Origin of the sequence: Nocardia neocaledoniensis, assembly GCF_003182135.1 — a bacterium.
Lineage (GTDB): Bacteria > Actinomycetota > Actinomycetes > Mycobacteriales > Mycobacteriaceae > Nocardia > Nocardia neocaledoniensis.
The window spans coordinates 247,894-272,125 of the sequence record NZ_QGTL01000002.1; the positions used below are offsets into that span (position 1 = coordinate 247,894).

The 24,232-nt window shown below is 70.5% G+C and carries 23 protein-coding genes and 1 tRNA gene; 16 read left to right on the top strand and 8 right to left on the bottom strand.

Annotated elements, in window-relative coordinates; all coding sequences use genetic code 11:
• The first annotated feature begins 39 nt into the window (after nucleotides 1–39).
• The 7 genes from DFR69_RS05475 (at nucleotide 40) to DFR69_RS05505 (ending at nucleotide 6,152) form a co-directional block, all read left to right on the top strand.
• The gene (locus DFR69_RS05475; protein WP_110036340.1) at nucleotides 40–354 is read left to right on the top strand and encodes a type II toxin-antitoxin system Phd/YefM family antitoxin; all 315 of its coding nucleotides are present in this window, start codon (nucleotides 40–42) and stop codon (nucleotides 352–354) included.
• On the top strand, nucleotides 351–728 hold the full coding sequence (locus tag DFR69_RS05480; protein ID WP_110036341.1) for a PIN domain-containing protein: 378 nt from the start codon (nucleotides 351–353) through the stop codon (nucleotides 726–728). The genes DFR69_RS05475 and DFR69_RS05480 overlap by 4 nt, the downstream gene beginning before the upstream one ends.
• Nucleotides 729–832: 104 nt before the next feature.
• Nucleotides 833–1,468 (top strand): hypothetical protein, encoded by a 636-nt coding sequence (locus DFR69_RS05485; protein ID WP_110036342.1) that lies wholly within the window; start codon nucleotides 833–835, stop codon nucleotides 1,466–1,468.
• A 97-nt stretch (nucleotides 1,469–1,565) separates the two neighbouring features.
• Nucleotides 1,566–2,066, top strand: coding sequence for an ArsR/SmtB family transcription factor (locus DFR69_RS05490; protein WP_110036343.1), 501 nt, complete (start codon nucleotides 1,566–1,568; stop codon nucleotides 2,064–2,066).
• A gap of 96 nt (nucleotides 2,067–2,162) precedes the next feature.
• A complete protein-coding gene (locus DFR69_RS05495; RefSeq protein WP_110036344.1) occupies nucleotides 2,163–3,788 on the top strand; it encodes an acyl-CoA synthetase in 1,626 nt (541 codons plus the stop codon).
• Nucleotides 3,789–3,892: 104 nt separating this feature from the next.
• Nucleotides 3,893–5,551 carry an acyl-CoA synthetase gene (locus DFR69_RS05500; RefSeq protein ID WP_110036345.1) on the top strand — a complete coding sequence of 553 codons (1,659 nt, stop codon included), beginning with the start codon at nucleotides 3,893–3,895 and terminating at the stop codon, nucleotides 5,549–5,551.
• A gap of 40 nt (nucleotides 5,552–5,591) precedes the next feature.
• A complete protein-coding gene (locus tag DFR69_RS05505) occupies nucleotides 5,592–6,152 on the top strand; it encodes a hypothetical protein (protein ID WP_110036346.1) in 561 nt (186 codons plus the stop codon).
• Between the two features lie 71 nt (nucleotides 6,153–6,223).
• Here DFR69_RS05505 and DFR69_RS34760 read toward each other — a convergent pair whose 3' ends face one another.
• Complete coding sequence (locus tag DFR69_RS34760) at nucleotides 6,224–6,727, bottom strand: hypothetical protein (protein ID WP_186817567.1); 504 nt, start codon at nucleotides 6,725–6,727, stop codon at nucleotides 6,224–6,226.
• Between DFR69_RS34760 and DFR69_RS05515 the strand changes: the two genes are divergently transcribed.
• Both DFR69_RS05515 and DFR69_RS05520 read left to right on the top strand, forming a co-directional pair.
• Entirely contained in the window at nucleotides 6,717–8,213 is a 1,497-nt protein-coding gene (locus DFR69_RS05515; protein WP_110036348.1) for a PepSY-associated TM helix domain-containing protein, read from the top strand. The two genes, DFR69_RS34760 and DFR69_RS05515, sit on opposite strands and share 11 nt — an antisense overlap.
• Before the next feature lie 7 nt (nucleotides 8,214–8,220).
• Complete coding sequence (locus tag DFR69_RS05520; protein WP_110036349.1) at nucleotides 8,221–9,801, top strand: alkaline phosphatase D family protein; 1,581 nt, start codon at nucleotides 8,221–8,223, stop codon at nucleotides 9,799–9,801.
• A gap of 10 nt (nucleotides 9,802–9,811) precedes the next feature.
• Here the strand turns inward: DFR69_RS05520 and DFR69_RS05525 are convergent, their stop codons facing one another.
• The 4 genes from DFR69_RS05525 to galK all read right to left on the bottom strand — a co-directional run bounded on the left by DFR69_RS05525 (nucleotide 9,812) and on the right by galK (nucleotide 14,074).
• The gene (locus DFR69_RS05525; protein WP_110036350.1) at nucleotides 9,812–10,777 is read right to left on the bottom strand and encodes a quinone oxidoreductase family protein; all 966 of its coding nucleotides are present in this window, start codon (nucleotides 10,775–10,777) and stop codon (nucleotides 9,812–9,814) included.
• Nucleotides 10,778–10,821: 44 nt separating this feature from the next.
• The gene (locus DFR69_RS05530; RefSeq protein ID WP_110036351.1) at nucleotides 10,822–11,070 is read right to left on the bottom strand and encodes a hypothetical protein; all 249 of its coding nucleotides are present in this window, start codon (nucleotides 11,068–11,070) and stop codon (nucleotides 10,822–10,824) included.
• Nucleotides 11,071–11,082: 12 nt separating this feature from the next.
• Entirely contained in the window at nucleotides 11,083–12,801 is a 1,719-nt protein-coding gene (locus DFR69_RS05535; protein WP_110036352.1) for a sodium:solute symporter family protein, read from the bottom strand.
• 151 nt (nucleotides 12,802–12,952) lie between these two features.
• Nucleotides 12,953–14,074 carry a galactokinase gene (galK, locus tag DFR69_RS05540; RefSeq protein ID WP_110036353.1) on the bottom strand — a complete coding sequence of 374 codons (1,122 nt, stop codon included), beginning with the start codon at nucleotides 14,072–14,074 and terminating at the stop codon, nucleotides 12,953–12,955.
• Between the two features lie 209 nt (nucleotides 14,075–14,283).
• Between galK and DFR69_RS05545 the strand changes: the two genes are divergently transcribed.
• Entirely contained in the window at nucleotides 14,284–15,777 is a 1,494-nt protein-coding gene (locus DFR69_RS05545; protein ID WP_110036354.1) for a GGDEF domain-containing protein, read from the top strand.
• A 21-nt stretch (nucleotides 15,778–15,798) separates the two neighbouring features.
• Here DFR69_RS05545 and DFR69_RS05550 read toward each other — a convergent pair whose 3' ends face one another.
• Both DFR69_RS05550 and DFR69_RS05555 read right to left on the bottom strand, forming a co-directional pair.
• The gene (locus tag DFR69_RS05550; protein ID WP_110036834.1) at nucleotides 15,799–16,563 is read right to left on the bottom strand and encodes a DUF6319 family protein; all 765 of its coding nucleotides are present in this window, start codon (nucleotides 16,561–16,563) and stop codon (nucleotides 15,799–15,801) included.
• A gap of 133 nt (nucleotides 16,564–16,696) precedes the next feature.
• Nucleotides 16,697–17,872 carry an alpha-hydroxy-acid oxidizing protein gene (locus DFR69_RS05555; protein ID WP_110036355.1) on the bottom strand — a complete coding sequence of 392 codons (1,176 nt, stop codon included), beginning with the start codon at nucleotides 17,870–17,872 and terminating at the stop codon, nucleotides 16,697–16,699.
• Between the two features lie 104 nt (nucleotides 17,873–17,976).
• On the opposite strand from DFR69_RS05555, the gene DFR69_RS05560 reads away from it, so the two are divergent.
• The 5 genes from DFR69_RS05560 (at nucleotide 17,977) to DFR69_RS05580 (ending at nucleotide 23,165) form a co-directional block, all read left to right on the top strand.
• Nucleotides 17,977–18,201, top strand: a complete 225-nt coding sequence (locus tag DFR69_RS05560) for a hypothetical protein (RefSeq protein WP_146229202.1) — start codon at nucleotides 17,977–17,979, stop codon at nucleotides 18,199–18,201.
• A gap of 249 nt (nucleotides 18,202–18,450) precedes the next feature.
• The gene (locus DFR69_RS05565) at nucleotides 18,451–19,218 is read left to right on the top strand and encodes a DeoR/GlpR family DNA-binding transcription regulator (RefSeq protein WP_110036357.1); all 768 of its coding nucleotides are present in this window, start codon (nucleotides 18,451–18,453) and stop codon (nucleotides 19,216–19,218) included.
• Nucleotides 19,215–20,201, top strand: a complete 987-nt coding sequence (locus DFR69_RS05570; RefSeq protein ID WP_110036358.1) for a 1-phosphofructokinase family hexose kinase — start codon at nucleotides 19,215–19,217, stop codon at nucleotides 20,199–20,201. Before DFR69_RS05565 ends, DFR69_RS05570 begins: the two co-directional genes overlap by 4 nt.
• A gap of 324 nt (nucleotides 20,202–20,525) precedes the next feature.
• Nucleotides 20,526–22,880 carry a PTS fructose transporter subunit IIABC gene (locus tag DFR69_RS05575; RefSeq protein ID WP_110036359.1) on the top strand — a complete coding sequence of 785 codons (2,355 nt, stop codon included), beginning with the start codon at nucleotides 20,526–20,528 and terminating at the stop codon, nucleotides 22,878–22,880.
• A gap of 27 nt (nucleotides 22,881–22,907) precedes the next feature.
• The gene (locus DFR69_RS05580) at nucleotides 22,908–23,165 is read left to right on the top strand and encodes an HPr family phosphocarrier protein (RefSeq protein WP_110036360.1); all 258 of its coding nucleotides are present in this window, start codon (nucleotides 22,908–22,910) and stop codon (nucleotides 23,163–23,165) included.
• A gap of 47 nt (nucleotides 23,166–23,212) precedes the next feature.
• Here DFR69_RS05580 and DFR69_RS05585 read toward each other — a convergent pair.
• Nucleotides 23,213–23,286 (bottom strand) — tRNA-Met (locus DFR69_RS05585).
• Nucleotides 23,287–23,649: 363 nt separating this feature from the next.
• Between DFR69_RS05585 and DFR69_RS05590 the strand changes: the two genes are divergently transcribed.
• Nucleotides 23,650–24,186, top strand: a complete 537-nt coding sequence (locus tag DFR69_RS05590) for a transglycosylase family protein (RefSeq protein ID WP_110036361.1) — start codon at nucleotides 23,650–23,652, stop codon at nucleotides 24,184–24,186.
• Nucleotides 24,187–24,232: the final 46 nt, after the last annotated feature.

Below are 24,232 nucleotides of genomic sequence, written 5' to 3' on the forward strand. Positions count from 1 at the left end.
ACCGGCGACACGGGTGTACACCCCGATGTACAGTGGAATATGGCCGATTACGAAACTGTGCCGTTGACCGAACTGCGGGGGCAGCTCGGTAGTGTGCTGGACGGGGTGTCCGCGAGCGGACGACCCGTGATCGTGACGCGGGAGGGGAAGGAGCTGGTCGCGGTGGTGCCCGCTGAGGTGTTGCGGCACGGGGCGTTGCCCCCGGCGTACTTCAACGACGATCTGCGGCAACAGATCCTCGGCGGTCTCGACGACCGGATCAAGTCGCATTCCGCCGCCGACATCGCCGACGCGGAAGCGAAGCTGGACAAACTCATGAGCGCGCTGGACGGCACGGGCGCGAGCACCCGGTGAGCGTCGCCGACCACACCGCGCTCACCTCCCTCGCGCTGTCGCCGTTGTTCGGGCAGGTGATCATGCGGCAGTTCACCCAGCAACGCCGGATCATGGTGGTGCCGACGGTGAGCCTGATGGCCGCGATGCGCGCCGTCGACAACATCGACGAGCTCGGGCGCCTGCTCGACAACCGTGTCGCCGTGCGCTGGGCCGAACTCGACGCGGCCACCGCCATCCGCACCGGCACCACCGTGCCGATGGCCGACGATCACACCGAATGGCCGCTCATCGCCCCGGTCGTGTTCACCGCGCAGAACCTCGACATGCCGGTACTCACCGCCAAGCCCGAGCTCTATCGCGGCTACAAAGTACAGGTCGCGCCGATGCCGTGAGCGCCGTCGGTTACGGTGCACAACGAGGTCGGTCGCCGCAGGCCGACCGGAGCGAACGATTCACCAGACAAAGCTGTACCAGGAACACTCGAGGAGAGCTGGTTATGCATCATCTGAGTTTCACGCGTCGCCTCACCACCGCGATGGCCGCCGCCTCGGCCGCCGTCGCCCTCGTCTTCGCCGGCCAGGCCGCGGCCGAGCCGGCACCCCAGTCCACGGTCGACGTGGCCGCGGCGGTCTCACAGCTGCGGACCTCGGTCGCGGGCAACCCGGGCGCACTGGCCGCTCTCGATCAGCTGGTCGACAAGGGCACCGTCGACGTCGCGCTGCCCGCGCAGCCGTTCCAGATCCCGGCGACCTCCGACATCGGCCAGAACGGCGGCGGCCCCGGCGTCTACGGCTCCGGCATCGCCCTCGACATCGACGGCTTCCGCATGGGCTTCTTCGGCGGTCCGGGCACCATCTCGCCCAACCAGGGCGGCGCGAAGCTCGAGGTGATGTGGCTGAACCTGTCCAACGGCCGCAGCGGCACGGCGGTGCTGACCGAGCACCAGGACGTGCCCGTCGACACCACCATCCGCACCGCGCCGCTGGACACCGGCGGCGGCCTGGTGGTCGCCGCGGTGTACGGCAGCCTGTGGCACCGCTGGTCGGTGCCGGTCGACGAGGCGCACCCGGACGGGTACGCCTACCAGCTCGGCCACATCCAGCAGCCGTCCTTCGGCGCCGTCACCCGCTAGTCCCATTCGGCCGCGCGCCCCGGAATCCGCGAGGTTCCGGGGCGCGCGCTCGTCGCGGAAGCAGCGCGAGGCGTTCGGTGTGGCGTAGGTTGACCGCGTGGATCTGGTCGACCGACTCGAAGAACTGGAACGGCGGGTTGCCGCCCTCGAAGACGCGCGGCCCGAGGGCGGCGACGGCGCGCAGCTGCCGTGGGCGGTGGCGCGGTTGCGGGAGGAGTTCGACGCCGCCGCGGTCCGCAACGGCGGCGTGCTGATGGCCGGGGCGCTGCACCTGCCGACCGGTGAGCGCTTCGACTGGCAGGCGCAGTTCCCGATCGACACCATCGTCGGCGAGGAATGGACCACCGAGGTCGCCAATTGCCTTGCTGCCCTGGCGAACCCGGTCCGGCTGCGGCTGCTGCGCGAGATCGTGTACGGGCGCAGGACCGCCGCCGATCTCGCCGCGATCTCCGAGCTGGGTTCCTCCGCCGACATCTATCAGCATCTGCGCCAGCTGGCCGCGGTCGGCTGGCTGCAGACCGCGGGCCTCGGCCGCTTCGAGGTTCCGGAAGGCCGGCTCATCCCGCTGCTCGCGGCCCTGGCCAGCGCGCAGCGATAGTGACTTTTGCCCGAAATGACCGATTAATACTGTGATGTGAGGCACACCTACTGATACCGTTGGGTTCCAGAGATCGACGCTGTGGAGGTAGCCCGAGTGAACGTGTCCCATCTGCTCGAAACCGTGAAGGCACTCGGGGTCCTGCGCTCGCGCGGCGTCACCGATCCGACCAAGCCGCTCGAGACGCTGCGGACCATGAAGGAATCCAAGATCTACGGCCCGCAGGCCACCCTCGTCCGGCACTCCGCCCGCGTCGCGCCCGAGCAGATCGCTTTGGCCGACGAGCGGGGTGAACTGACCTACCGCGAACTCGACGACCAGTCGACCGCCATCGCCCGCGGCCTGCACGACGCAGGCATCGGCGAGGGCATGGTGATCGCGGTGCTGGCCCGCGACCATCGCGGACTCATCATGTCGATGATCGCCGCGGGCAAGCTGGGCGCGCGGATCGCGCTGATGAACACCGGTTTCGCCAAGCCGCAGTTCGCCGAGGTCTGCGAGCGCGAGCACGTGCGCGCGGTCCTGCACGACAGCGAGTTCCTCGGCCTGCTCGACGCGCTGCCCGCCGAGCTGCCCCGCTTCCTCACCTGGGTCGACGAGGGCACCGCGATCCCCGAGGGCGCGACGACCTTCGACGATCTCATCGCGGGCAACTCCACCGACCCGCTGCCCGCGCCGAGCAAGCCGGGCGGGTTCATCATCCTCACCAGCGGCACCACCGGCCTGCCCAAGGGCGCACCGCGCACCAAGGTGACGCCCATGGCGACCGCGCAGTTCGTCGACCGGGTGCCCTTCCCCAAGCGCGGCACCATGATGATCGTCTCGCCGATCTTCCACAGCACGGGCCTGGGCACCTGGCTGGTCGGCACGATCCTGTCGAACAAGATCGTCATGCGCCGTCGCTTCGACGCCGAGGCCACCCTGGCCGCCATCGCCGAGCACAAGGTGGAGATGCTGGTCGCGGTGCCGACCATGCTGCACCGGATGACCGAACTGCCCGCCGATGTGCGCGCGAAGTACGACCTGTCCTCGCTGAAGGTCATCCTGTTCGCCGGGTCGGCGCTCTCGCCCGAGCTGTGCATCAAGGCCACCGAGGCGTTCGGGCCGGTGCTCTACAACCTCTACGGCTCCACCGAGGTCGCCATCGCGACCATCGCGAACCCGGCCGAGCTGGCCGAGGCGCCGGGCACCTGCGGGCGCTCGCCGATCACCTGCGAAGTCCGCCTCTACGACGAGAACGACCAGCGGGTCGAGACGCCCGAGACCGCGGGCCGGATCTTCGTGCGCAGCGGCGCGCCCTTCGAGGGCTACACCGACGGCCGGAACAAGCAGATCATCGACGGATTCATGTCCAGCGGCGATGTCGGCCACTTCACCGCCTCCGGCCTGCTCATGGTCGACGGGCGCGACGACGACATGATCGTCTCCGGCGGCGAGAACGTCTTCCCGCAGGAGGTGGAGAACCTCCTGGTGGAGCGGCCCGACGTGTTCGACGTGGCGGTCGTCGGCGTCGACGATGTGGAATTCGGCAAGCGACTGCGCGCCTTCGTGGTCCTGGAACCGGGACACAGCACAGCCGCCGAGGACCTGCAGGCGCACGTCAAGGAGAACCTGGCCAGGTACAAGGTGCCGCGTGAGGTGGTGTTCCTCGACGAGCTCCCCCGCAACGCGACCGGCAAGATCCTGCGCCGGGTGCTGGTGGACTATGAGGTTTCACAGTGATCCCAGCCACCGATGCTTGCTATTGTTAGCACCAGCACTGGATCTCGATGACGCGGTCCGGCCCCGCGCCTCGTCGTGGGATCGGTCTGCCGGAAGGCTGTTCGATGTCTCTGTCTCTGCCCGCGATCGGTGGCACGGCCCGGCGCGCCGGTGATTTCGCGCTCGGCGTCAAAGTGATGATGGATCGCAAGCTGTTCAATCCGCTGCGCCTGGATCACGCCGCCCGTTCCTTCCGCAACGTCTCGAAGTTCGGCCCGTTCGCCGGCGTGGTGATGCACGCCGCGCAGACGCGGCCGGACGCGGGCGCGATCGTCGACGAGCGCGGTGAACTCACCTTCGGCATGCTCGACGAGCAGTCCAACGCGCTGGCCCGGGGCCTGCGGGCCTCCGGGATCAACGAGGGCGATGTGGTCGCGGTGCTGGCCCGCGACCACCGCGGCATGGTGTTGAGCCTGCTCGCGGCGGGCAAGCTCGGCGTGCGCGCGGTGCTGATGAACACCGGGTTCGCCAAGCCGCAGTTCGCCGACGTGGCCGCGCGCGAGAAGGTCAAGGCGGTGCTGCACGACAGCGAGTTCGTCGACCTGATGAGCGCGATCCCGGCCGAGATCCCCCGGGTGCTCACCTGGGTCGACGAGGCCGACGGTGTCGACCCGGCGATCCCGACCGTCGAATCGCTGTGCGCCGGTCGCTCGGTCACCCCGCTCACCCCGCCCGCCAAGCCGGGCGGCATGGTGATCCTGACCAGCGGCACCACCGGCACCCCCAAGGGCGCCCCGCGCGACAAGGTGAGCCCCTTCGCCTCCGCGCAGTTCGTCGACCGGGTGCCGCTGCCCAACAACGGCACCATGATCATGGCGGCGCCGATCTTCCACGGCACCGGCCTGTCGCAGTTCACCCTCGGGCTGGCGCTGGGCAATCGGGTGATCTTCCAGCAGCGCCGCTTCGATCCCGAGCGCACGCTCGCCAATATCGTGAAGTACCAGGCAGATTCGCTGGTCGTGGTCCCGACCATGCTGCAGCGCATCCTCGATCTGGACGAGCAGATCCTGGCGAAGTACGACCCGAAGACGATCAAGGTGATCTTCGCGGCCGGCTCGGCCATCGCGCCCGACGTGGTGACCCGCACGCTCGACTACTTCAACGACAGTCTCTACAACCTCTACGGCTCCACCGAGTGCGCGGTGATGACCGTCGCGACCCCCGCCGACCTGCGCAAGTCGCCGACCACCGCGGGCAAGGCGCCCGTGGGCATCCGCATCGTGCTGCTCGACGAGGATCGCAAGCCGATCACCGAACCGAATGTCACCGGCACCATCTTCGTGGACAACGGCTTCGCGTTCACCGGCTACACCGACGGCCGCACCAAGGAGATCGTCGACGGCATGATGTCTTCGGGCGACGTCGGCCATTTCGACGCCGACGGGCTGCTCTACATCGACGGCCGCGACGACGACATGATCGTCTCCGGCGGCGAGAACGTCTTCCCGCTCGAGGTGGAGAACCTGATCGCGGGCCGCGCCGACGTGTTCGAGGCCGCGGTGGTCGGGGTCGACGACCGCGACTACGGCAAGCGGTTGCGCGCGATCGTGGTGCCGGGCCCGGAGTCGGCGCGCGACCCGAAGGAGATCAAGGACTTCGTCAAGGAGAACCTGGCCAGGTACAAGGTGCCGCGCGAGGTGATCTTCGTCGACGAGCTGCCGCGCAACGCGACCGGCAAGCTGCTGCGCAAGCCGCTGATCGAGATGGACGTCCAGGAGAGTTGATCCGGGGAGGACGGTTCCCGCCGTCGTCTATCATCAGCCGGTGATCATCGAGTTCCGGCGCGCCGCCGCGCCGCCGCGTGCCCTCGGCGCGCGGCTGCGCGGCGGCTGCGCGGGCTCGATGTCGGGGGCGCTCGCGCTGGCCGCGCACGGCGTGGCCTCCGGGGGCGCGCTGCCCGGCAGCACGACCTTCGTCCTGCTGGCCGCCGTCGCCGCGGTGGTCGGCGCGCTCGTCAGCGGCTTCGGGCCGTTGCGATCGGGCACTGTCGGCTTGGCCGTAGTGCTGCTGGCCGGGCAGCTGCTCGGGCACACGACGATGAGCTGGTCCGGGCACGGGCACCACGCCCAGGATTCCCTCGGGCTCGGCATGCTGCTGGCGCACACGATCGCGGCGGTCGTCGCGGCAGTGGTCATCCTCGGTGTCGAGGCGGCGTACCGGATCGGTGGCACGGCCCTGGCCCGGCTGCTCCCCCTGCGCTACCGCTCGCCCCGGATTCCCGCCCCCGCGCCGCTGCGCCTGGCCCACCGGGACCGCGTCATCCTGCGGATCCTCGCCGCCGCCACGCTGCGCACTCGCGGCCCCCCGCTCGCGATCTCTTTCTGATCCTTTCCCTCACCCGGTGCACGCATCATCGTGCGCTCCGTCAGCGACGGCCGATCCTCCGGCGGTCCGCGTCACACGCTGCCTTCGGAGCCCGTGACGCCCGGCCGACACCGCGCGCCGTGAATCTCCGCGGCGCGTGGCGACACCACTGGCCGCGCATCCGGTCGCCACACCGCGTGGTCATGCCTGGCTACGACGGGTGTCGGCGGCCATGCGCGCGACAGCGGCGCGGTCCACAGCGGGCTTCGCAGTTGTGGCCTGTCGAGCTGGCGGCGAACACGGCTCGCCCGCAGCCGACGCCCGGACAACTCGCGTCGGGCCGCGGTTGCTGCGGTAGCTGCCGTTAGCGCCCCGCTGCGGTAGCCGCCATCGCTGCCATCGGCACCGTCACGGCCGTAGCCACCGTCGCTGCGGTCGGCGCCGTCGCTGCTGTAGCCGCCGCGGTCGCCGCCATAGCTGCCATAGCTGCCATAGCTGCGGTAGCTGCGGTAGCCGCCGCTGTCGCTGACACGCGCGTCGCGATGGTCGTGCGCACCGGGTTCCGATCTGCAGAAACGAATCATCATGAGCATCACGGACACTCGTTCGGCCGAGGAAACCACCTCGGCACCACCCACTCCACCCGCCCGCGCACGGCGGGGCCAGCGGCTGTATCCCCTGGCCCTGCGGCTGCACTTCTACGCGGGGATCTTCGTCGCCCCGTTCATTCTGATCGCCGCGCTCACCGGCGCGCTGTACGCGATGGCGCCGACCATCGAGGGCTTCGTCTCCCGCGATCTGCTCCGGGTCGAGACCTCCGGTCCGGAGCAGACGCTGTCGGCGCAGGTCGGCGCGGCCGTCGCGAGCAAACCCGACCTGACCCTGGTGGCCGTGGCGCCCGCGCCGAGCGAGGGCGAGACCACCCGGGTCCTGTTCAACGATCCCGCGCTGGGCGATTCCGAGCGGCTCTCGGTGTTCGTCGACCCGCACACCGCGCAACCGGTCGGCGAAGCCGTCGTCTACGGCAGCAGCGGCGCCCTGCCGCTGCGCGCGTGGATCAGCGAGTTCCATCGCAGCCTGCACCTGGGCGAGCCGGGCCGCGTCTACAGCGAGCTGGCGGCGTCGTGGCTGTGGGTCATCGCGCTGTTCGGCCTGGTCCTGTGGGTGCATCGGGTGCGCAAGCGCCGGGCGCGGCGGTCGGCGGCCTGGCTGGCAGCGCCGGATCTGTCCGAGCCCAAGCGACGCAAGCTGAACTGGCACGGCGCCCTGGGCTTCTGGCTGCTGCCGGTGGCGCTGCTGCTGTCGACGACGGGTGTCACCTGGTCGGCGTACGGCGGGGAGAACGTCACGAAACTGCGGGAGGAGCTGAGCTGGACCACGCCCGCGGTGAGCGTGGGGCTGCCCGGCGCGGCAGCACCGTCGGCCGGCGGTGATCACCACGGCTCGGGAGCTGCCCCCGCACAGCCGACAGGAGGCGACCACCACGGTGCGGGGCAGGTCGCGCCCGCGGTCGTCGACCAGCAGACCCGGATCGCCCAGCTCGACGGGGTCTGGGAGACCGCCCGCGCCAACGGCATCACCCAGGGTGCCGAGATCGCCGTCCCGGCGACACCGGACAAGGCGTTCGGCGTCAAGGAAGTCCGCGCACCCGGCACCTACACCATCGACAGCGTCGCGGTCGACGGCGCGAGCGGCACCGTCACCGACTCGCTCGCCTACGCGGACTGGCCGCTGATGGCCAAGCTCACCAACTGGGGCATCGCCTTCCACATGGGCCTGCTGTTCGGGCTGCCCAACCAGTTGCTGCTGCTCGCGGTGGCGTTGGGCCTGGTCGCGATGATCGTGCTCGGCTACCTGATGTGGTGGCAGCGCAGGCCCACCCGCGGCGCCCGCCGTCGTCTCGTCGGCACGCCGCCGCGGCGCGGGGTGCTGCGCCGGACCTCGCCGTGGCTGACGGTCCCGCTGGTGGCCGCCGCCCTGCTGGTGGGCTGGTTCCTGCCGCTGCTCGGCCTGAGTCTGCTGGCGTTCCTGCTCGTGGACGTGGCGCTCGGGTTGGCGGCCCGCGCCGAGCATCCTGTGTAATGCACACATGACGCTGTCCCGCCGACAACTCCTGCGCTACAGCGTGACCGGATCGGTCGCGGCGGCGGTAGGAGTGTCGGCGGTGAGCAGCGCGCGGTTTCCCGCGCCGCGCACGCTCGGTGACCCGTTCTCCCTCGGCATCGCCTCCGGCGAACCGACGCCCGACGGCGTGGTGCTGTGGACGCGGCTCGCGCCCGATCCGCTCGCCCCCGACGGCTACGGCGGCATGCCGATCAACCCGGTGACCGTCGACTACGAGGTCGCCGAGGACGAGCGCTTCGCCAAGGTGGTGGCGCGGGGTTCGGCGGTGGCCACGCGCGCGCTCGGGCACAGCGTGCACCCCGAGATCGCCGGACTGGCTCCGGACCGGTGGTACTACTACCGGTTCCGGGCCGGTTCCACGATCTCCCCCGTCGGCCGCACCCGCACCGCGCCCGCCGCGGGCAGCCCGACGGCGCGGATGCGTTTCGCGTTCGCGTCGTGCCAGTCGTGGAGTTCGGGCTACTACACCGCCTACGAGCATCTGAGTGCCGAAGACCTCGATCTGGTCGTACATCTGGGCGACTACATCTACGAATCCTCCTGGGTCCTCGCCCGGCGCGGCGCGAGCCTGCCACCCCAGCTCGAGGACGAGGCCGTGAACCTCACCGGCTACCGGCTGCGCTACGCCCAGGCCAAGGCCGAGATCCCGCTGCAGGCGGCGCACGCGCGGTTCCCCTGGCTGGTCACCTTCGACGACCACGAGGTCGACAACAACTGGGCCGCCGATCGCCCCGGCCTCGGCGTGGACGTGTACCGGCTGCCGCCGCTGTTCCGCCGCCGGAAGGCAGCGGCTTTCCAGGCCATGTACGAGCACCAGCCGATGCGGCTGGCGCAGCTGCCCGTCGGCCCGTCGGTGCACCTGCACCGCCGCTACGGATTCGGCGATCTGGCCGAGTTCACGATGATCGACACGAGGCAGTACCGCACGCCGCAGGCCTGCGGCGACGGGAGCGCGGTGCTCGATTGCGCCGACCGCTACGCCGCCGACCGCACCATCCTCGGTGCGGCGCAGAGGGATTGGCTCGTCGATGGACTGGCCGGTTCGCCCGCGCGCTGGCAGGTGCTCGGCAATCAGGTCGCGATGGCACAGTCGGACTACGATCCCGGCCCCGCCCTGCTGCTGGGCACCGACGCGTGGGACGGCTACATCGCCGACCGCAACACTGTGCTCGGCACGGCCGCCGACCGCGCGGCGGGGAACCTGGTGGTGATCACCGGCGACCGGCACGAGAACTACGTCGCCGACCTGCGCCGCGACTACACCGTGTCCGAATCACCGGTCGTCGCCACCGAATTCACCGGCACCTCGATCTCCACCGGCGGCGACGGCGCCGATGTCACCGACGGTGGCCGTGCCCTGCTGGCCGCCAACCCCGACATCAAGTTCCACAATCGCCAGCGCGGCTACGCCCGCGTGGAACTCGATCATCGCCAGTGGCGCACCGACTTCCGCGTCGTCCCCTATGTGACGCGCCCCGGCGCACCCATCACCACCCGTGCGAGTTTCGTTGTCCAGGACGGTGTTCCGGGCGCTGTCGAGGCGTGACCGGGCGACTTCACTCCAGCGTGAGCACGACCTTGCCCTCCGCCGCACCGCCGCGCAGCCGTTGCCTGGCGGTATCGGCCTCGCCGAACGGGTACACGCTGTCGACGGTCGCGCTGATCCGCCCGTCGGCCACGGCGGGCAGCACGACCGGCCCGAGTGCGTCGAGCTGCTCGCCGATGACCGCCGGCACGGCGAAACCGTAGGAGACCGAGTGCACGCCGACGCGACGGCGCGCCAGCGCGAACAGATCGATGGTGGCCTCGGCGCCACCGAGCCTGCCGACACTCACCACCCGGCCCGCGAGCGCGGCCGACTCGATCGCGACCGCGAGCATGGCGCCGCCGATGTGGTCGAGCACCACCTCCGCGCCCGCGCCCCGCGTGGCGGCCAGCACCTCGTCGGCCAGATCCGCGCCGTCGGCGCAGAGCGCGACATCCACGCCGGCCCGTTCGAGCAGCGCGCGTTTGCCCGGCGAACGGGTCGAGCCCAGCACCCGCCCCGCGCCGAGCACCCGGGCGACCTGAGCGCCGATCAGCCCCAGCGCCGAGGAGGTCGCCGTCACCAGCACGGACTCGCCGGGTCGCAGCCCGGCGACGGTCAGCGCGCCGTGCTCGGTGAACAGCGCTACCGGCAGCGCGGCGGCCTCGGTGGCCGGTACCGCGCCGGGGACCGGGACGACGTGGCGGCGATGCGCCACGACGTACTCGGCGAACGCCGAGGGCGCGGTTCCCATCACCCGCTGCCCCACCAGTCCCGCACCTGCGTCGTCCCCGGCGGCGATCACCTCGCCGCTGAACTCGTACCCGGCGACCCGCTCGACGCCGTCGGCGCTCGCGTCGGCGTCGAGATCGGCATTGTTGAACGACACCGCCGCGACCCGGATCAGCAGCTGATCGGCCGTCGCTACGGGTACCGGCACCGAGGCGGCCCGCAGCGCGCCGGTGCCGGTGAGCAGTGCGCGCATGGTGTTCGACATGCCTGCGACGCTACCCGGGCCGGCGGTCGGCCGGTCGGCACGCCTCACGCGTCGGGCGTGAACTCGTCCAGGGGCAGATCGGGTCGCGCAGGCACCTGGACCGGGCGCAGGGCGGCCCAGCCGATGAAGACGACGGCGACGCCGAGCATGCCGAGACCGGCCCACAGGTTCACGTCGAGGCCGCCGGTCTTGGCCGCCTGCTCGGCGCTGTCCTGTACCAGCGAGGTGATCACCAGGACGACGCCGTAGCAGCCGAGCAGCGCGCCGATGATGGTGCGGATGTCGAAAAGCATTGCCCTGACTCCTTATCCGATGACGATGTTGAGCGCGATCACCAGCACCAGCGCGATCCCGGCCAGCAGCACCGGCCGCTGATACCAGGGCAGCGTGTCGGCGTCGGGGTCGGTGCGCAGCGCCTTCGGGGTCTCCGAGTACACCAGGCCGACCAGCTCCGCGGCGGGCTTCGGCGTGGTCACCATGGTGACCGCGACGCTGACGGTGATGTCGACGACGAACGCCACACCGGCGGCCACGAAACTCGCGCCCTGACCCGACAGCTCGGTCACCCCGGTCTCGTTGAGCACGAAGACGAACACCGCCGCCAGCGTGCCGCTGACCAGACCCACCCAGCCCGCGGTCGGCGTCATCCGTTTCCACAGCATGCCGAGGATGAAAGTCGCGAACAGAGGCGCGTTGAAGAAGCTGAACAGCGTCTGCAGGTAGTCCATCATGTTGCTGAACCCGCCCGCGATGAAGGCGGTGAAGATCGCCGCGACGGTCGCGCCGATCGTGGCCAGCCTGCCGACCTTCAGGTAGTACCCGTCGGGACGGCCCTTGCGCACGTACTGCTGCCACAGGTCGTAGCTGAACACGGTGTTGAACGCCGAGACATTGGCGGCCATGCCCGCCATGAACGCCGCGAGCAGCCCGGCCAGGCCCACGCCGAGCAGCCCGTTCGGCAGCACCTCTTTCATCAGGAACAGCAGCGACTGGTTGTAGGTGACGTCGCCGGTGAAGTCCGGATTCGCGGTGACCTGCTGCTTGTACTCGATCATCTGCGGCACCAGGACCGCGCTGATCATGCCGGGGATGACGACGATCAACGGGATGAACATCTTCGGGTACGCGCCGATGATGGGCGTGCGCTGGGCCGCCGAGATCGAATGCGTGGCCAGCGCGCGCTGGACCTCGACGAAGTTCGTCGTCCAGTAGCCGAACGAGAGCACGAAGCCGAGGCCGAACACGATGCCCATGATGGAGGCGAAGTTGTCGGTGAAGCCGCTCATCGCGTTGCCCGGCCAGGTCTGCAGCTGGTCGGCGCCGCCGGGCGAGGCGGTCACCTTGTCCTTCAACCCGTCCCAGCCGCCGACCCGGTGGAGGCCGACCAGCGTCAGCGGCAGCAGCGCCGCCACGATCACGAAGAACTGCAGCACCTCGTTGTAGATCGCGGCCGAGAGCCCGCCGAGGGTCACGTAGGAGAGCACGATGACCGCGGCCACGATCACCGAGATCCACAGCGGCCAGCCGAGCAGCACGTTGAGGATGGTGCCGAGCAGGTACAGGTTCACTCCGGCGATCAGCACCTGCGCCAGCGCGAAACTCAACGCGTTCACCAGATGCGCGCCGGTGCCGAACCGTCTGCGCATGAACTCCGGCACCGAGCGCACCTTGGAGCCGTAGTAGAACGGCATCATCACCACGCCGAGGAACAGCATGGCCGGGACGGCGCCGATCCAGAAGTAGTTGAAGGTCGGGAAGCCGTATTGGGCGCCGTTGGCCGACATCCCCATGATCTCGACCGCGCCGAGATTGGCGGAGATGAAGGCGAGGCCGGTCACCCAGGCGGGCAGCGAACGACCGGAGAGGAAGAAGTCGACGCTGGTGGAGACCCGGCGCCGGGCGATGAGCCCGATCCCGAGGACGAAGACGAAATACAGGGCGACCAGCGCGTAGTCGACGGGCTCCGCGTCGAGCCGCAGGGTCGACGAGGCGTCGAGCGTGACGGTGGAAACGGCAAGTGGCACAGCGTGTCCCTCCTGGCCTGGCACCGGGCGGCACGCCCCGCGTCGTCGGGAACGGCGCGGGCCCGCGTCGCCCGCCGAACTTTCCGGATGGTTCTACTGTCGACGATTGTGCCGTGCGTCACAGGCGGAATCGGGATTACGCAACATCTGTTCAGCCGAGTCGGCGCGCGCCCGCGGCCGGTTCGACGGTGAAGACTCTGGGCGCGGGCAGCCGCGCCGCGGCGAATCGCTCCGCGATCCGCGCGGTGACGGCGGCCGTATCGGCCTGGTCCACCAGGGCGAGCACGCTGCCGCCGAACCCGCCGCCGACCATCCTGGCGCCGTGTGCGCCCGCGCCCAGCGCGGCCGTCACCGCGAGGTCGAGGGCGGGCGCCGACACCTGGAAGTCGGCGCGCAGGGACTCGTGCGAGGCGGTGAGCAGGGCGCCGATGGCGCGCGGATCGGCGCCGGCGCGCAACTTGTCGACGACCGCGAGGACCCGCGCGTTCTCGGTGACCACGTGGGTGGCGCGGCGCCGCAACAGCGGGTCGGTCAGCCGCGGCAGTTGCGCCTCGGCGACATCGCGCAGGGCGGACACGCCGAGCGCCTTCGCGGCGGCCTCGCACTGCGCCCGGCGCTCGGCGTACCCCCCGTCGGCGAGGTCGTGCGGGTGACCGGTGTCGGCGACGACCAGCGCGAGTCCGGCGGCGGACAGGTCGAACGGGATCTGTTCGACCGCACCGGGTTTCGGCCCCTCTGGCGCGGTGTAGGCGCGCACGTCGAGGAACAGGGCGTGCCCGGCGGTGCACAGGATCGATGCGGACTGGTCGAGGATGCCGGTCGGCACGCCGGCGAAACCGTTCTCCGCGGCCCTGGCGATCGCGACGAGTTCGCGCGCGGTGAGCGCGGGCGCGAACAGATCGCGCAGCGCCACGGTCACCGCGCAACACAGCGCGGCCGAGGACGACAGCCCGGCGCCGATCGGCACCGCGCCGTCGATCTCGAGGCGCACCCCGTCGACCCGATGACCCGCCCGCGCGAACTCATGCACGACGCCGAGCGGGTAGCGCGCCCAAGCGGGGACTTGCTCACGCTGTGCCGCGAGGTCTTCGACGCCGACCTCGACGCGCTCGCCGCGACGCTGGGCCGAGGTGAGCCGGACCAGCCGGTCGCCCGTGCGTTCGGCCGCGCACACCACCCCGAGCGACAAGGCGATGGGCAGCACGAACCCGTCGTTGTAGTCGGTGTGCTCGCCGATGATGTTCACCCGGCCGGGCGCGATCCACCTGTCCACCCCTGACTCCTCTCCACTCGTCGTCCCCAGCACACACCGCCGCCGGGTCCGGTTGGACAGCGGGTACCGAATCGGTATTCGGAATTTGCAGACAAGGGCACGACATCGGTCGCCGATCGTGTCATGATCGACTGAGTTGTAAAGGTTTTGAGCGTCTCTACGTTCGATCGGCGGCGCTCGGCACGTGCGCAGCGGATCAAGGGGGGCTGATGACCATCGGCGAAACACCGCACCGGAGCCGGCGCACAATCCTGCTCGCCGCGGTCGCGGCCGTGCTGCTCACGCCACTGCTGGGCGCGCGGTGGCTGTCGTTCCTGCTGCTCGTCGTCATCGTCGCGGGGAGTCTGGCGATGATCGGGCTCGGCCTCTACCGGCACCGGCCCACGCAGCGACTCCCCTGGTATCTGCTGGCCTTCTCGGTCCCGCTGTTCGCCGTGGGCACCGCCATCCGGGAACTCGGCGTGCACTCGGCCTGGCATCCCACCGACGACGTGGTCACCCTGGCGGCGTATCTGTGTCTCGCGTTGGCCGCGGTGGGCTGGCTGCGGCCGCGCCGTCTCGGCAGCGCCCGCGATCTCTGGCTGGACACGATGCTCATCGGCTTCAGCGCGTTGCTGGCCGCCTGGACGTTCCTGATCTCCCCGATCCTGCGCCGCCCCCTCGGCGTCGACACGCTGCTGGCCGCGAGTTACCCGCTGATCGAGGCGCTGCTGCTGACAATGCTGGCGCATTCGCTGGCCACCGTGGTGCGCACCGAGATCTCGCTGCGCCTGCTCCAGGCCGGGCTGATCGCGGTGCTCGGCGCGGGCCTGATCGAAAGCCTTTCCGCCGCAGGCACTCTCGACGGCGGCGGGTTCGCTCTGGTTCTCCAGCAGTGCGCCTACCTGCTGGCCGGGGCCGCGGCGCTGCATCCCACCATGGCCGCGATGCAGGAGACCGACGAGGTGCATCCGCATCGGTCCCGGCGCCGGGCCGGGGTGATCGCGGTGGCACTGGTGGCCGCCTCGCTGATCAGCGCGGTCGGCGCCGATCTCGGTTCCGGCGACCGCGTGGTGATCTGCCTGCTGCTCACCCTGCTGCTGGTGGGAGTGCTGGTGCGCAGCGAACGCGCCATCGCCCGCAGCCTGCGCAGCGAACGGCGGGCCCAGTACCAGGCCGACCACGATCTGCTCACCGGCCTGTACAACCGGTCCGCGCTGCTGCGCGCGCCCCAGCGGCACCGGCACGAATGGGCGGGAAAGCCGTTGTGCCTGCTGTTCATCGACCTCGACGGATTCAAGATGGTCAACGACAGCTACGGACACGCCGTGGGTGACGAGCTGATCGCCGCGGCCGCCGCCCGCATCCGCCGCACCGCCCGCCGCGCCGACATCACCGCCCGCTACGGCGGCGACGAGTTCGTGATCCTGGCCGCGCGTTCCCGCGCCGAAGCCGCCGTCCTCGCCCAGCAGCTGCTCGGTGCCTTCATCCGCCCGTTCGAGCTGAGCTGCGGCGAGATCCCCATCACCGCCAGCATCGGGGTCGCCTGCCTGACCTCGCGACCGACCGATTCCACGGTGTACGACCTGCTGCGCGAGGCCGACGCCGCCATGTATCACGCCAAGGAGTACCGCCTCGGCCTGGCATTCCACGACGATCCACCGCACGCCACGGTGCACCGCGCGCTGCGCAGCACCGGAAAGCCCACCAGCACAGCGGTGTAGCCGCGCCGGTGGGCCGCGACACTAGTCGCCGAGTTCAGCTAACAGCCTTTTGGCCGCCTCCAGTTCGGCCTGCAGCTGGGCCACCTTGGCCTGCTGCACGCCACGGGCGGCCTCCAGGATGCCGTCGACGACCTCTTCGACCTCAGGATGCAGGATCTTGGCGGCCTGCGCGACGGCGGCGCTGCTCACCGCCAGCCCCTTCACACTGCGCTTCTTGCCGTTGACCACGTCGACGGTCCATTCCCCGTCGGCGGTGCCGGTGAGGGTGACGGTCACCTCTGGCGCCTTGGGCTTGCGCGCCGCGGTGGCCTTGGCGGGCCGCGGCGCCGCCGGTTTGGGCGCGGCCGCCGGCTCGTCGGGAACGGGCGCGAGCGACCGAGGCGCCGGCGGCGTCGCGGCCGCGCTCGGCTGGGTCGACGGCTGGGTCACGGTGGTGTCCTTTCGATTGCTCTGCTCGGGGACGTTGTCCGGGCGGGTTCGCGTGGAGCCGCCCGGCGCTACGGTAGTCGCGCGGGCCGGCTTGGTCAGCGTCACCTCGCTCGGTCCGAACGACAGCACATCTTTGGAACCGGTGGGCCGTACCTGCAGGAAGTCGCCGTCGGCCGGATCGCCGAGCGCGACGACCTTGCCCGACTTGCCCTCGGCGACACCGACGGCGGCGGCGGTGAACCACACCATCGGCGGTTTGCCCTCCGCCAGCTCGCCCGCGATGCGCGCGAGCTCGGCCTCGGACAGTACCTGCTGGGCGGATCGGCGGGATGCGGACTTGGTGCTCGGCGAGGACATCGTGGACTCCGGGAGGTTGGTGCGTCTGCTGCGTGTGCCCCGATGATGCCGCACGCCACCGACACGTTCCGGTCGAGCCCACCGTCACGGCCCGAAAACCCGTCGGGTAACGGGTATCCGGACCGTCCGGGAATCAGCCGCGGGAGGCGTTGCCGAAGGTGGTCGGCCGGATGTTGGCGCGCACGGCGGCGATGTCCGGGTAACCGTTCACCGCCATCAGCAGATCCGCCTCGGCGGCGTAGCCGCGCAGCAGATGCACCAGACCGCGCACACCACCCAGCGCCAGCCCGTACACATACGGCCTGCCGATGCCGACCATGCTCGCGCCGAGGCCGAGCGCCTTGACCACGTCGGCGCCGGACCGCACGCCGGAGTCGAAGAGCACCGGCACCCGGTCGTCACACGCGGCGACGACGGCGGGCAGCGTCTCGAGTGCGCTGAGGCCGCCGTTGGCTTGCCGCCCACCGTGATTGGAGCAGTAGATGCCGTCGGCGCCGAAGTCGATGGCCTTGCGCGCGTCCTCCGGGTGGGAGATGCCCTTGAGGATGATCGGCAGATCGGTGAGCGAGCGCAGCCAGGTCAGGTCGTCCCAGGTGAGGGAGTGCCCGAAGGTCGAGACCCAGTGCAGGACAATCATCTTCGGGTCGTCGGAACCGACCATCGCCTGGAAGACCGGGTCGCTGGTGTAGTTCTTCAGCACGTGCCCGCGCAGCTGCGGGAAGTTGCCGGAGGCCAGGTCGCGGGGCCGCCAGCCGGGCACCCAGGTGTCGAGGGTGACGGTGATGCCCGCGTAGCCGGCGGCCTCGGCGCGGTGCACCAGGCTCTCGGCGAGCTCGCGGTTCTTCGGCGTGTACAACTGGAAGAACGCCGGGGTGTCGCCCGCGTGCGGCCGCACGTCCTCGAGCGGGTCCTCCATCAGCGTCGAGAACATCGCGGGCACACCGGTTTTCGCCGACGCCTGGGCGAGGGCGATGTCGCCGTGCCCGTTCTCGCCGACCAGGCCGATCACCCCGACGGGCGCCAGGAACAGCGGGCTGGCGAAGGTGTGCCCGAACGCGGTGACGGTGAGGTCGCGCTCGGTGGCGCCGACCAGCATCCGCGGCACCAGGCCCCAGTCGCCGAAGGCCTCGGCGTTGCGCCGCTGGGTGAGCTCGTCACCGGCGCCGCCCGCGATGTAGTTCAGCAAGGTCTCGGGCAGCGCGGCCGTCGCCTTGCGCTCCAGCGTGGCGAAGTCCATCGGGAATTCCGGCTGGATGCCGCCCAGCGCGGCCAGGTAGATCTCGTTCTGATAGTCGGCGAACTGACTCATTGCTGAACTCTCGCACGCGAGCTTGGGTTCGCGGACCGCAGGGGCGATGTAAGGTGCGTCATACTCGTAAGTAGACAGCGATCCCAGCAGCACGTTCCGAGATTGTGAGTGCCCCTGTCGTGACCCTCGTCGAACACTCGGCCGCACCCGCCGACCCGGACGTGCTACTCGCGCAGCGCATCACCTGCGGCGCCGTCCGTCATCTCACCCTGCTCGCCTGCGGTCTGTCGCAGGACTCGATGGACCTGCTCACCTCGGTCACCGACCGACTACGTGCCGCCGAGGGCGCGCTGCGCGACCCGCTCACCGCGGACCTCGGCGTCGACTGAGGACCACTTCCGCCCGGCTGAAGCTCGATCTGGTTTCCCACACGGTGCCGCCAACCGAGGGCGCCGCTTTCACCATGCCCTGAACCTGCTCTGAGCTGGGTCTCCAGTACCTCGGCATGATTCCGTCGGCGGATCGCGACCATATCCCTCCGCAACGATTGTGACTCGCCTCACCAAAAATCATTGACAAAGCCACACGAACGGGCATAAAACAACATGAGTAAACATTCTCATGAGCCCGGAGGACCCATGTACGCCGAGGAACGTCAGCAGGCGATCGCCACCCTGGTGGGCCATCGCGGCCGGGTTTCCGTCGCCGAGCTGGCCGATCAATACGGGGTCACCACCGAGACCGTGCGCCGCGACCTCGCCGTGCTCGACCGCCTCGGACTGATCCGGCGCGTCCACGGCGGCGCCGTCGGCGCGGGCGCGCTCACCACGATCGAGCTCGGCACCGCCGAACGCGACACCACCCGCGCCGAGGAGAAGGACCGCATCGCCGATACCGCCCTGCGTTTCCTGCCGCGCGCGGGCGGCAGCGTGGTGTTCGACGCGGGCACCACCACCGCCAGGATGGTCGCGGCGCTACCGAGCGATCTCGAGCTCGTCGCCGTCACCAACTCCCTGCCCATCGCCACCCGGCTCACCGGCTTTCCCGGGGTGCGGGTGCAGCTGCTCGGCGGGCGGGTGCGCGGGGTCACCCAGGCCGCCGTCGGCGCCGAGACGCTGCGACTCCTGGGCGAATTGCGCGTCGACGTCGCCTTCATCGGCACCAACGCGCTGACCGTCCGGCACGGCCTGTCCACGCCCGATCCCGAGGAAGCGGCCGTCAAGCGGGCGATGATCGCCGCCGCCGACCAGGTGGTCGTGGTGGCCGACGCGGACAAGATCGGCCGCGAGGACTTCGTCAGCTTCGGCGGCACCGGCGACATCGACGTCCTGGTCACCGACACCGACATCCCGGCCGCCGCGCACGCGGATCTGACCGCCGCGGGAATCGAGGTGGTGCTCGCATGATCGTCACACTGACCGCGAACCCGAGCGTCGACCGCACGGTCACGCTCACCGAACCGTTGCGCCGCGGGCAGGTGCACCGCGCGGCGGGGGTCACCTCCCATCCGGGCGGCAAAGGCGTCAACGTCGCCAGGGTCGTCGCCGCGGGCGGTGCGCGGACCCTGGCCGTCCTGCCCGGCGCCGACGACGATCCCGTGGTGAGCGGTTTGCGCGCCGCGGGGATCGCGTTCCGGACGGTGCCGGTGCCCGGCGCGCCGCGCACCAACCTGACCATCGCCGAAACCGACGGCACGACAACGAAGATCAACGAACCGGGTCGGCCGCTGACCGAACGCGATTTGGGCGAGTTGACGGCGTTGCTCGTCGAACTGGCGGCCGGCGCTTCGTGGATCGTGCTCTCCGGCTCACTGCCGCCGGGAGCGCCTGTCGAGTGGTACGCCCAGCTCGTCACCACTCTGTCCGCACTCGGCGGGACGTCCGATGGCGCGGGACGCACCCGCATCGCGGTCGACACTTCCGACGCGCCGCTGCTCGCGCTGTTCGGCGAGAACGCCGGTACCGCACCCGATCTCGTCAAACCTAACTCCGACGAACTGGCGCAGCTGACCGGCCTCGACCCGGTCGCGCTGGAGGAGCCGAGCGCCGCCGCGGCAGCAGCTACGCGGCTGCTCGAGTGCGGGGTGGGCGCGGTACTGGCGACGCTCGGCGCGGCCGGCGCGGTACTGGTCACCGGCGAGGGCGCCTGGTTCGCCGCCGCCCCGCCCATCGTGCCGCGCAGCACCGTCGGCGCGGGAGATTCCGCGCTGGCCGGGTATCTGCTCGCTGAGCAATCCGGCGCCACCCCGGCCGACCGTCTCCGCTCGGCGGTCGCCTACGGCAGCGCCGCCACCGCGCTGCCCGGCACCGGTCTCCCCGGCCCGGCCGATATCGCCCTCGACGCCGTCACCGCCCGTCCGCTGGCTCTCTCCGATCGGCCGTCGGCATGAACTCCCCCGCGGCGACGGCACAGAACTCCCCGGCCCCCGAGTCGGCAGTACGGGACGAGGCCGGCGCCCGCCGCGGCGAGCACGCACGCTCTCGTCTCCGCGACAGGCACGCGCCACACCGAGTCACCGGCGCGCGCCACCGCCTGGCGAGCGACCGCATCGCGGTCAGGACTCTCCGGGCCCGCGGCGAACAGCGTCGGCGCCGCAGAGCGCGGGCGATGCCGGAGCCGGCCGCCGGGATTCGCCGAGCAGTTCCGCGGGTCGGTTGAGCATCCGCCGAAACATCGCCCACCGCTTCACTTCCCACTCCCGAAAGACACCACGATGGCCGATTCGATCATCACCACCGACCTGATCACCCTCGACGCCGACCTCGGCGCCGACAAGAACGCCGTGATCACCGCCCTCGCCGACACCCTCGCCACCGCGGGCCGCGCGTCCGACGCCGCCGGGGTGACCAGGGCGGCGCTGGACCGCGAAGCCCAGTCGGCCACCGGACTCCCCGGCGGCATCGCCATCCCGCACTGCCGATCGGCGGCCGTCACCACCGCGTCCCTCGCCTTCGCGCGGCTGTCGCCGAAGGTCGACTTCGGCGCGCCCGACGGACCCGCCGACCTGGTGTTCCTCATCGCCGCACCGGAAGGTGCCGGGGCCGAGCACATGAAGCTGCTGTCGTCGCTGGCGCGGGCCCTCGTGCGCCCGGCCTTCGTCGCCGATCTGCGGGCGGCGTCGACTCCGGCGGAGGTCGTCGTGCTGGTCGACGGCGTCATCAACCCGCCTGCCGCTGCGGCGGGTCCATCCGGCGCGGCAGCCGGCTCGCCCAGCACGTCAGCCGGCTCAGGCGACGCTGCGGCTGATTCGCCGAGCGCGGCAGCCGGTTCGGGTGCGGCGGCCGCGGGCTCGGGCGGTACGGCTGCCGCCTCCACGGCGGGTACGGCGGCCGGCTCGCCTGCAGCGGGCGAGGCCGCCTCGGAGCACGGCGGCGCCGGCACAGACACCGGTAACGCCGTGACCGGCGACGCCGTCGCCGCTGACTCGAACGCGACGGTGGGCGGGGGCGCGGCGACGGGTGCTACGGGAGTCACGGGGGCGAGCGGCCAGTCCGCAGGCGCCACGCCTGGCACCGGCACCGGGAGTGTGCCCGCTGGAACATCATCCGCAGCGGAAGCCCAGCAAGAGGGTGGGCGAACGTCGGACACCGCATCCGGATCGCGGCGGAAGATCGTCGCCGTCACCGCCTGCCCCACCGGCATCGCCCATACGTATATGGCCGCCGACTCGCTCGTCGCCGCCGGTGAGCGGGCCGGGGTGGACGTCGTCGTGGAAACGCAGGGCTCCAGTGGCGGCGACAAGCTCGATCCCGCCGTCATCGCGGCCGCCGACGCGGTCATCTTCGCCACCGATGTCGGGGTGAAGGACAGGGGCAGGTTCGCCGGCAAACCGGTCGTCGAGTCCGGGGTCAAGCGGGCGATCAACGAGCCGGACACGATGATCGCCGAGGCGGTCACGGCCAGTACCTCCGCCGGTGCCGCGACGGTGGGCGGAACGGTTCCGGCGCCGTCGCAGGCCGCCGCCAAGGGCTTGGGTTGGGGGTCGCGTCTGCGGCAGATCCTGCTCACCGGCGTCAGCTACATGATCCCGTTCGTCGCCGCGGGCGGTCTGCTGATCGCGCTGAGCTTCCTGCTCGGCGGCTACGAGATCTCCGACAGCGCCAAAGACATCGTGCTGAACAACTCGATCACCGATCTGCCCGACGGCGGCCTCGCCACCTACTTCGGCGCGGTCCTGTTCCAGATCGGCTCACTGGCGTTCAGCTTCCTGGTCCCGGCGCTCGCCGGATACATCGCCTTCGCCATCGCCGACCGGCCGGGTCTGGCGCCGGGCTTCACGGCGGGCGCGATCGCGGTGTTCGTCGGCGCCGGGTTCCTCGGCGGTCTGGTCGGCGGACTCGTCGCCGGATTCGCGGCCCTGTGGGTCGGCAAGCTGCCGGTGCCGACCTGGGCGCGCGGCCTGATGCCCGTCGTCGTCATTCCGTTGCTGGCCTCGCTGATCGTCGGTGTGGCGATGTTCGTGCTGCTCGGCAAGCCGCTCGCCGCCGTCACCAACGGGCTCACCGACTGGCTCAACGGCCTGTCCGGCACCTCCGCGATCGCGCTCGGTGTCATCCTGGGCGTGATGATGTGCTTCGACCTCGGTGGCCCGGTCAACAAGGCCGCCTATGCCTTCGCCGTCGCCGGCCTGTCGGTGACCGACCCCGCCTCGCTGCGGATCATGGCGGCGGTGATGGCCGCGGGCATGGTGCCGCCACTGGCGATGGCGCTGTCGACCACCGTGCGCCCGCGTCTGTACACCGAGGCCGAACGCGAGAACGGCAAGGCCGCGTGGCTGCTGGGCGCCTCGTTCATCTCCGAGGGCGCGATCCCGTTCGCCGCCGCCGACCCGCTGCGGGTGCTGCCGTCGATGATGGTCGGCGGCGCGGTCACCGGCGGCCTGGTGATGGCGACCAGCGTGGAGTTGAGCGCGCCGCACGGCGGCATCTTCGTGTTCTTCGCGATCCAGCCCCTGGTCTGGTTCGTGGTGTCACTGTTGGTCGGCACCGCGGTCGCCGCGGTGTGCGTCACCCTCGCCAAGGAGTTCACCCGCAGGCAGTCCGCGTCCCCCGTTCTCACCACCGCGTAATCCATCCGCACAACAAGGAGAAAACCCATGCCAAGCACCACCGTCACCGTCGGCTCCTCGGTCGGCCTGCACGCCCGTCCCGCCGCCTTGATCGCCGAAGCGGTCGGCGCGGCAGGGGTCCCCGTCACCATCGCCCTGACCGGCGGCGACCCGGTCGACGCCGGCTCGGCGCTGATGATCATGACCCTCGGCGCCGGTCAGGGCGCCGAGGTGGTGATCGCCAGCGAGGACCAGCCGACGCTGGACAAGATCGCCGAAATGGTCGCCAGCGACCTCGACGCCTGAGATAAGAAGAAAGGCCCGGAACCTGATGGTTCCGGGCCTTTCGTTTGTAGCGGGGACAGGATTTGAACCTGCGACCTCTGGGTTATGAGCCCAGCGAGCTACCGAGCTGCTCCACCCCGCGTCGGTGAATACAACATTACACACCGGTTGGCTCGGATGCCAAATCGCGAGGTCAGCATCGGTTTTTCGGGGTGCGCGGGCGATCTTCGGCGAGACAGGGGAGTCGATTCGGACCGAGAATGTGCGCGTCGTCACAGGGCGACGGTCGAGAGAGTGCGCCGAGTGGGCTCGCGGAATTCCGGTGACCGGTGTCACTATTTCTGCGTGATCTCACGCACATAACGGACCAATAACAGACTGACCAGGATTGGGGTATTCCCCGCCGCTATCCTGCGTAAACATCGAAAAGACGTCTGTTCCAATCATAAAGTGCGGCCGTTATCAAGATGTGATCGTCGCGGATTTGTTGGTTAGCGTCTCCCCCATGACTGAAACCCGGAAATTCCGCACCCGCGCCCTTGGCGTCGCCGCCATCACCGGCGCCCTGGTTGCCGTTCCGTTCAGCCTGGCCTCCGGCACCGCCTCCGCCGCGAACCACAACTGGGACGGCGTCGCCCAGTGCGAGAGCGGCGGCAACTGGGGTATCAACACCGGCAACGGCTACTACGGTGGCCTGCAGTTCTCGCAGAGCACCTGGGCCGCCAACGGTGGCCAGGGCTCGGCGCACAACGCCAGCAAGGAAGAGCAGATCCGCGTCGCGGAGAACGTGCTCGCCACCCAGGGCATCGGCGCCTGGCCGCACTGCGGCCAGTACCTGCAGGCCGGCACCTCCGAGCCCGAGCCCGAGGTCGTCGAGGAGCCCGCCGTCGAGCTGCCCGCCCAGGCCAAGACCGACCTCCAGGTCGCCGTCGACCAGGCCAAGGCCGCGGGGCAGTCCCTCGCCGAGCAGTACGGCGTCGCCGGTCAGTACCAGGACCTGCTCAATGCCAACGCCCCGCTGATCGCCTCCATCGGCGGCTGATCCACCGTTCCCCCTGCACGAGAAAAGCCCCGCCGGACGGCGGGGC

Bases quoted from the DNA above. Each gene is read 5' to 3' on its own strand.
- DFR69_RS05570 (WP_110036358.1), top strand. From the start codon at position 19,215: ATGATCGTCACACTGACCGCGAACCCGAGCGTCGACCGCACGGTCACG.
- DFR69_RS05590 (WP_110036361.1), top strand. From the start codon at position 23,650: ATGACTGAAACCCGGAAATTCCGCACCCGCGCCCTTGGCGTCGCCGCC.
- DFR69_RS05485 (WP_110036342.1), top strand. From the start codon at position 833: ATGCATCATCTGAGTTTCACGCGTCGCCTCACCACCGCGATGGCCGCC.
- DFR69_RS05520 (WP_110036349.1), top strand. From the start codon at position 8,221: ATGACGCTGTCCCGCCGACAACTCCTGCGCTACAGCGTGACCGGATCG.
- DFR69_RS05500 (WP_110036345.1), top strand. From the start codon at position 3,893: ATGTCTCTGTCTCTGCCCGCGATCGGTGGCACGGCCCGGCGCGCCGGT.
- DFR69_RS05525 (WP_110036350.1), bottom strand. From the start codon at position 10,777: ATGTCGAACACCATGCGCGCACTGCTCACCGGCACCGGCGCGCTGCGG.
- DFR69_RS05550 (WP_110036834.1), bottom strand. From the start codon at position 16,563: ATGTCCTCGCCGAGCACCAAGTCCGCATCCCGCCGATCCGCCCAGCAG.
- DFR69_RS05575 (WP_110036359.1), top strand. From the start codon at position 20,526: ATGGCCGATTCGATCATCACCACCGACCTGATCACCCTCGACGCCGAC.
- DFR69_RS05515 (WP_110036348.1), top strand. From the start codon at position 6,717: ATGAGCATCACGGACACTCGTTCGGCCGAGGAAACCACCTCGGCACCA.
- DFR69_RS05555 (WP_110036355.1), bottom strand. From the start codon at position 17,872: ATGAGTCAGTTCGCCGACTATCAGAACGAGATCTACCTGGCCGCGCTG.
- DFR69_RS05475 (WP_110036340.1), top strand. From the start codon at position 40: ATGGCCGATTACGAAACTGTGCCGTTGACCGAACTGCGGGGGCAGCTC.
- DFR69_RS05580 (WP_110036360.1), top strand. From the start codon at position 22,908: ATGCCAAGCACCACCGTCACCGTCGGCTCCTCGGTCGGCCTGCACGCC.
- DFR69_RS05530 (WP_110036351.1), bottom strand. From the start codon at position 11,070: ATGCTTTTCGACATCCGCACCATCATCGGCGCGCTGCTCGGCTGCTAC.
- DFR69_RS05545 (WP_110036354.1), top strand. From the start codon at position 14,284: ATGACCATCGGCGAAACACCGCACCGGAGCCGGCGCACAATCCTGCTC.
- DFR69_RS05565 (WP_110036357.1), top strand. From the start codon at position 18,451: ATGTACGCCGAGGAACGTCAGCAGGCGATCGCCACCCTGGTGGGCCAT.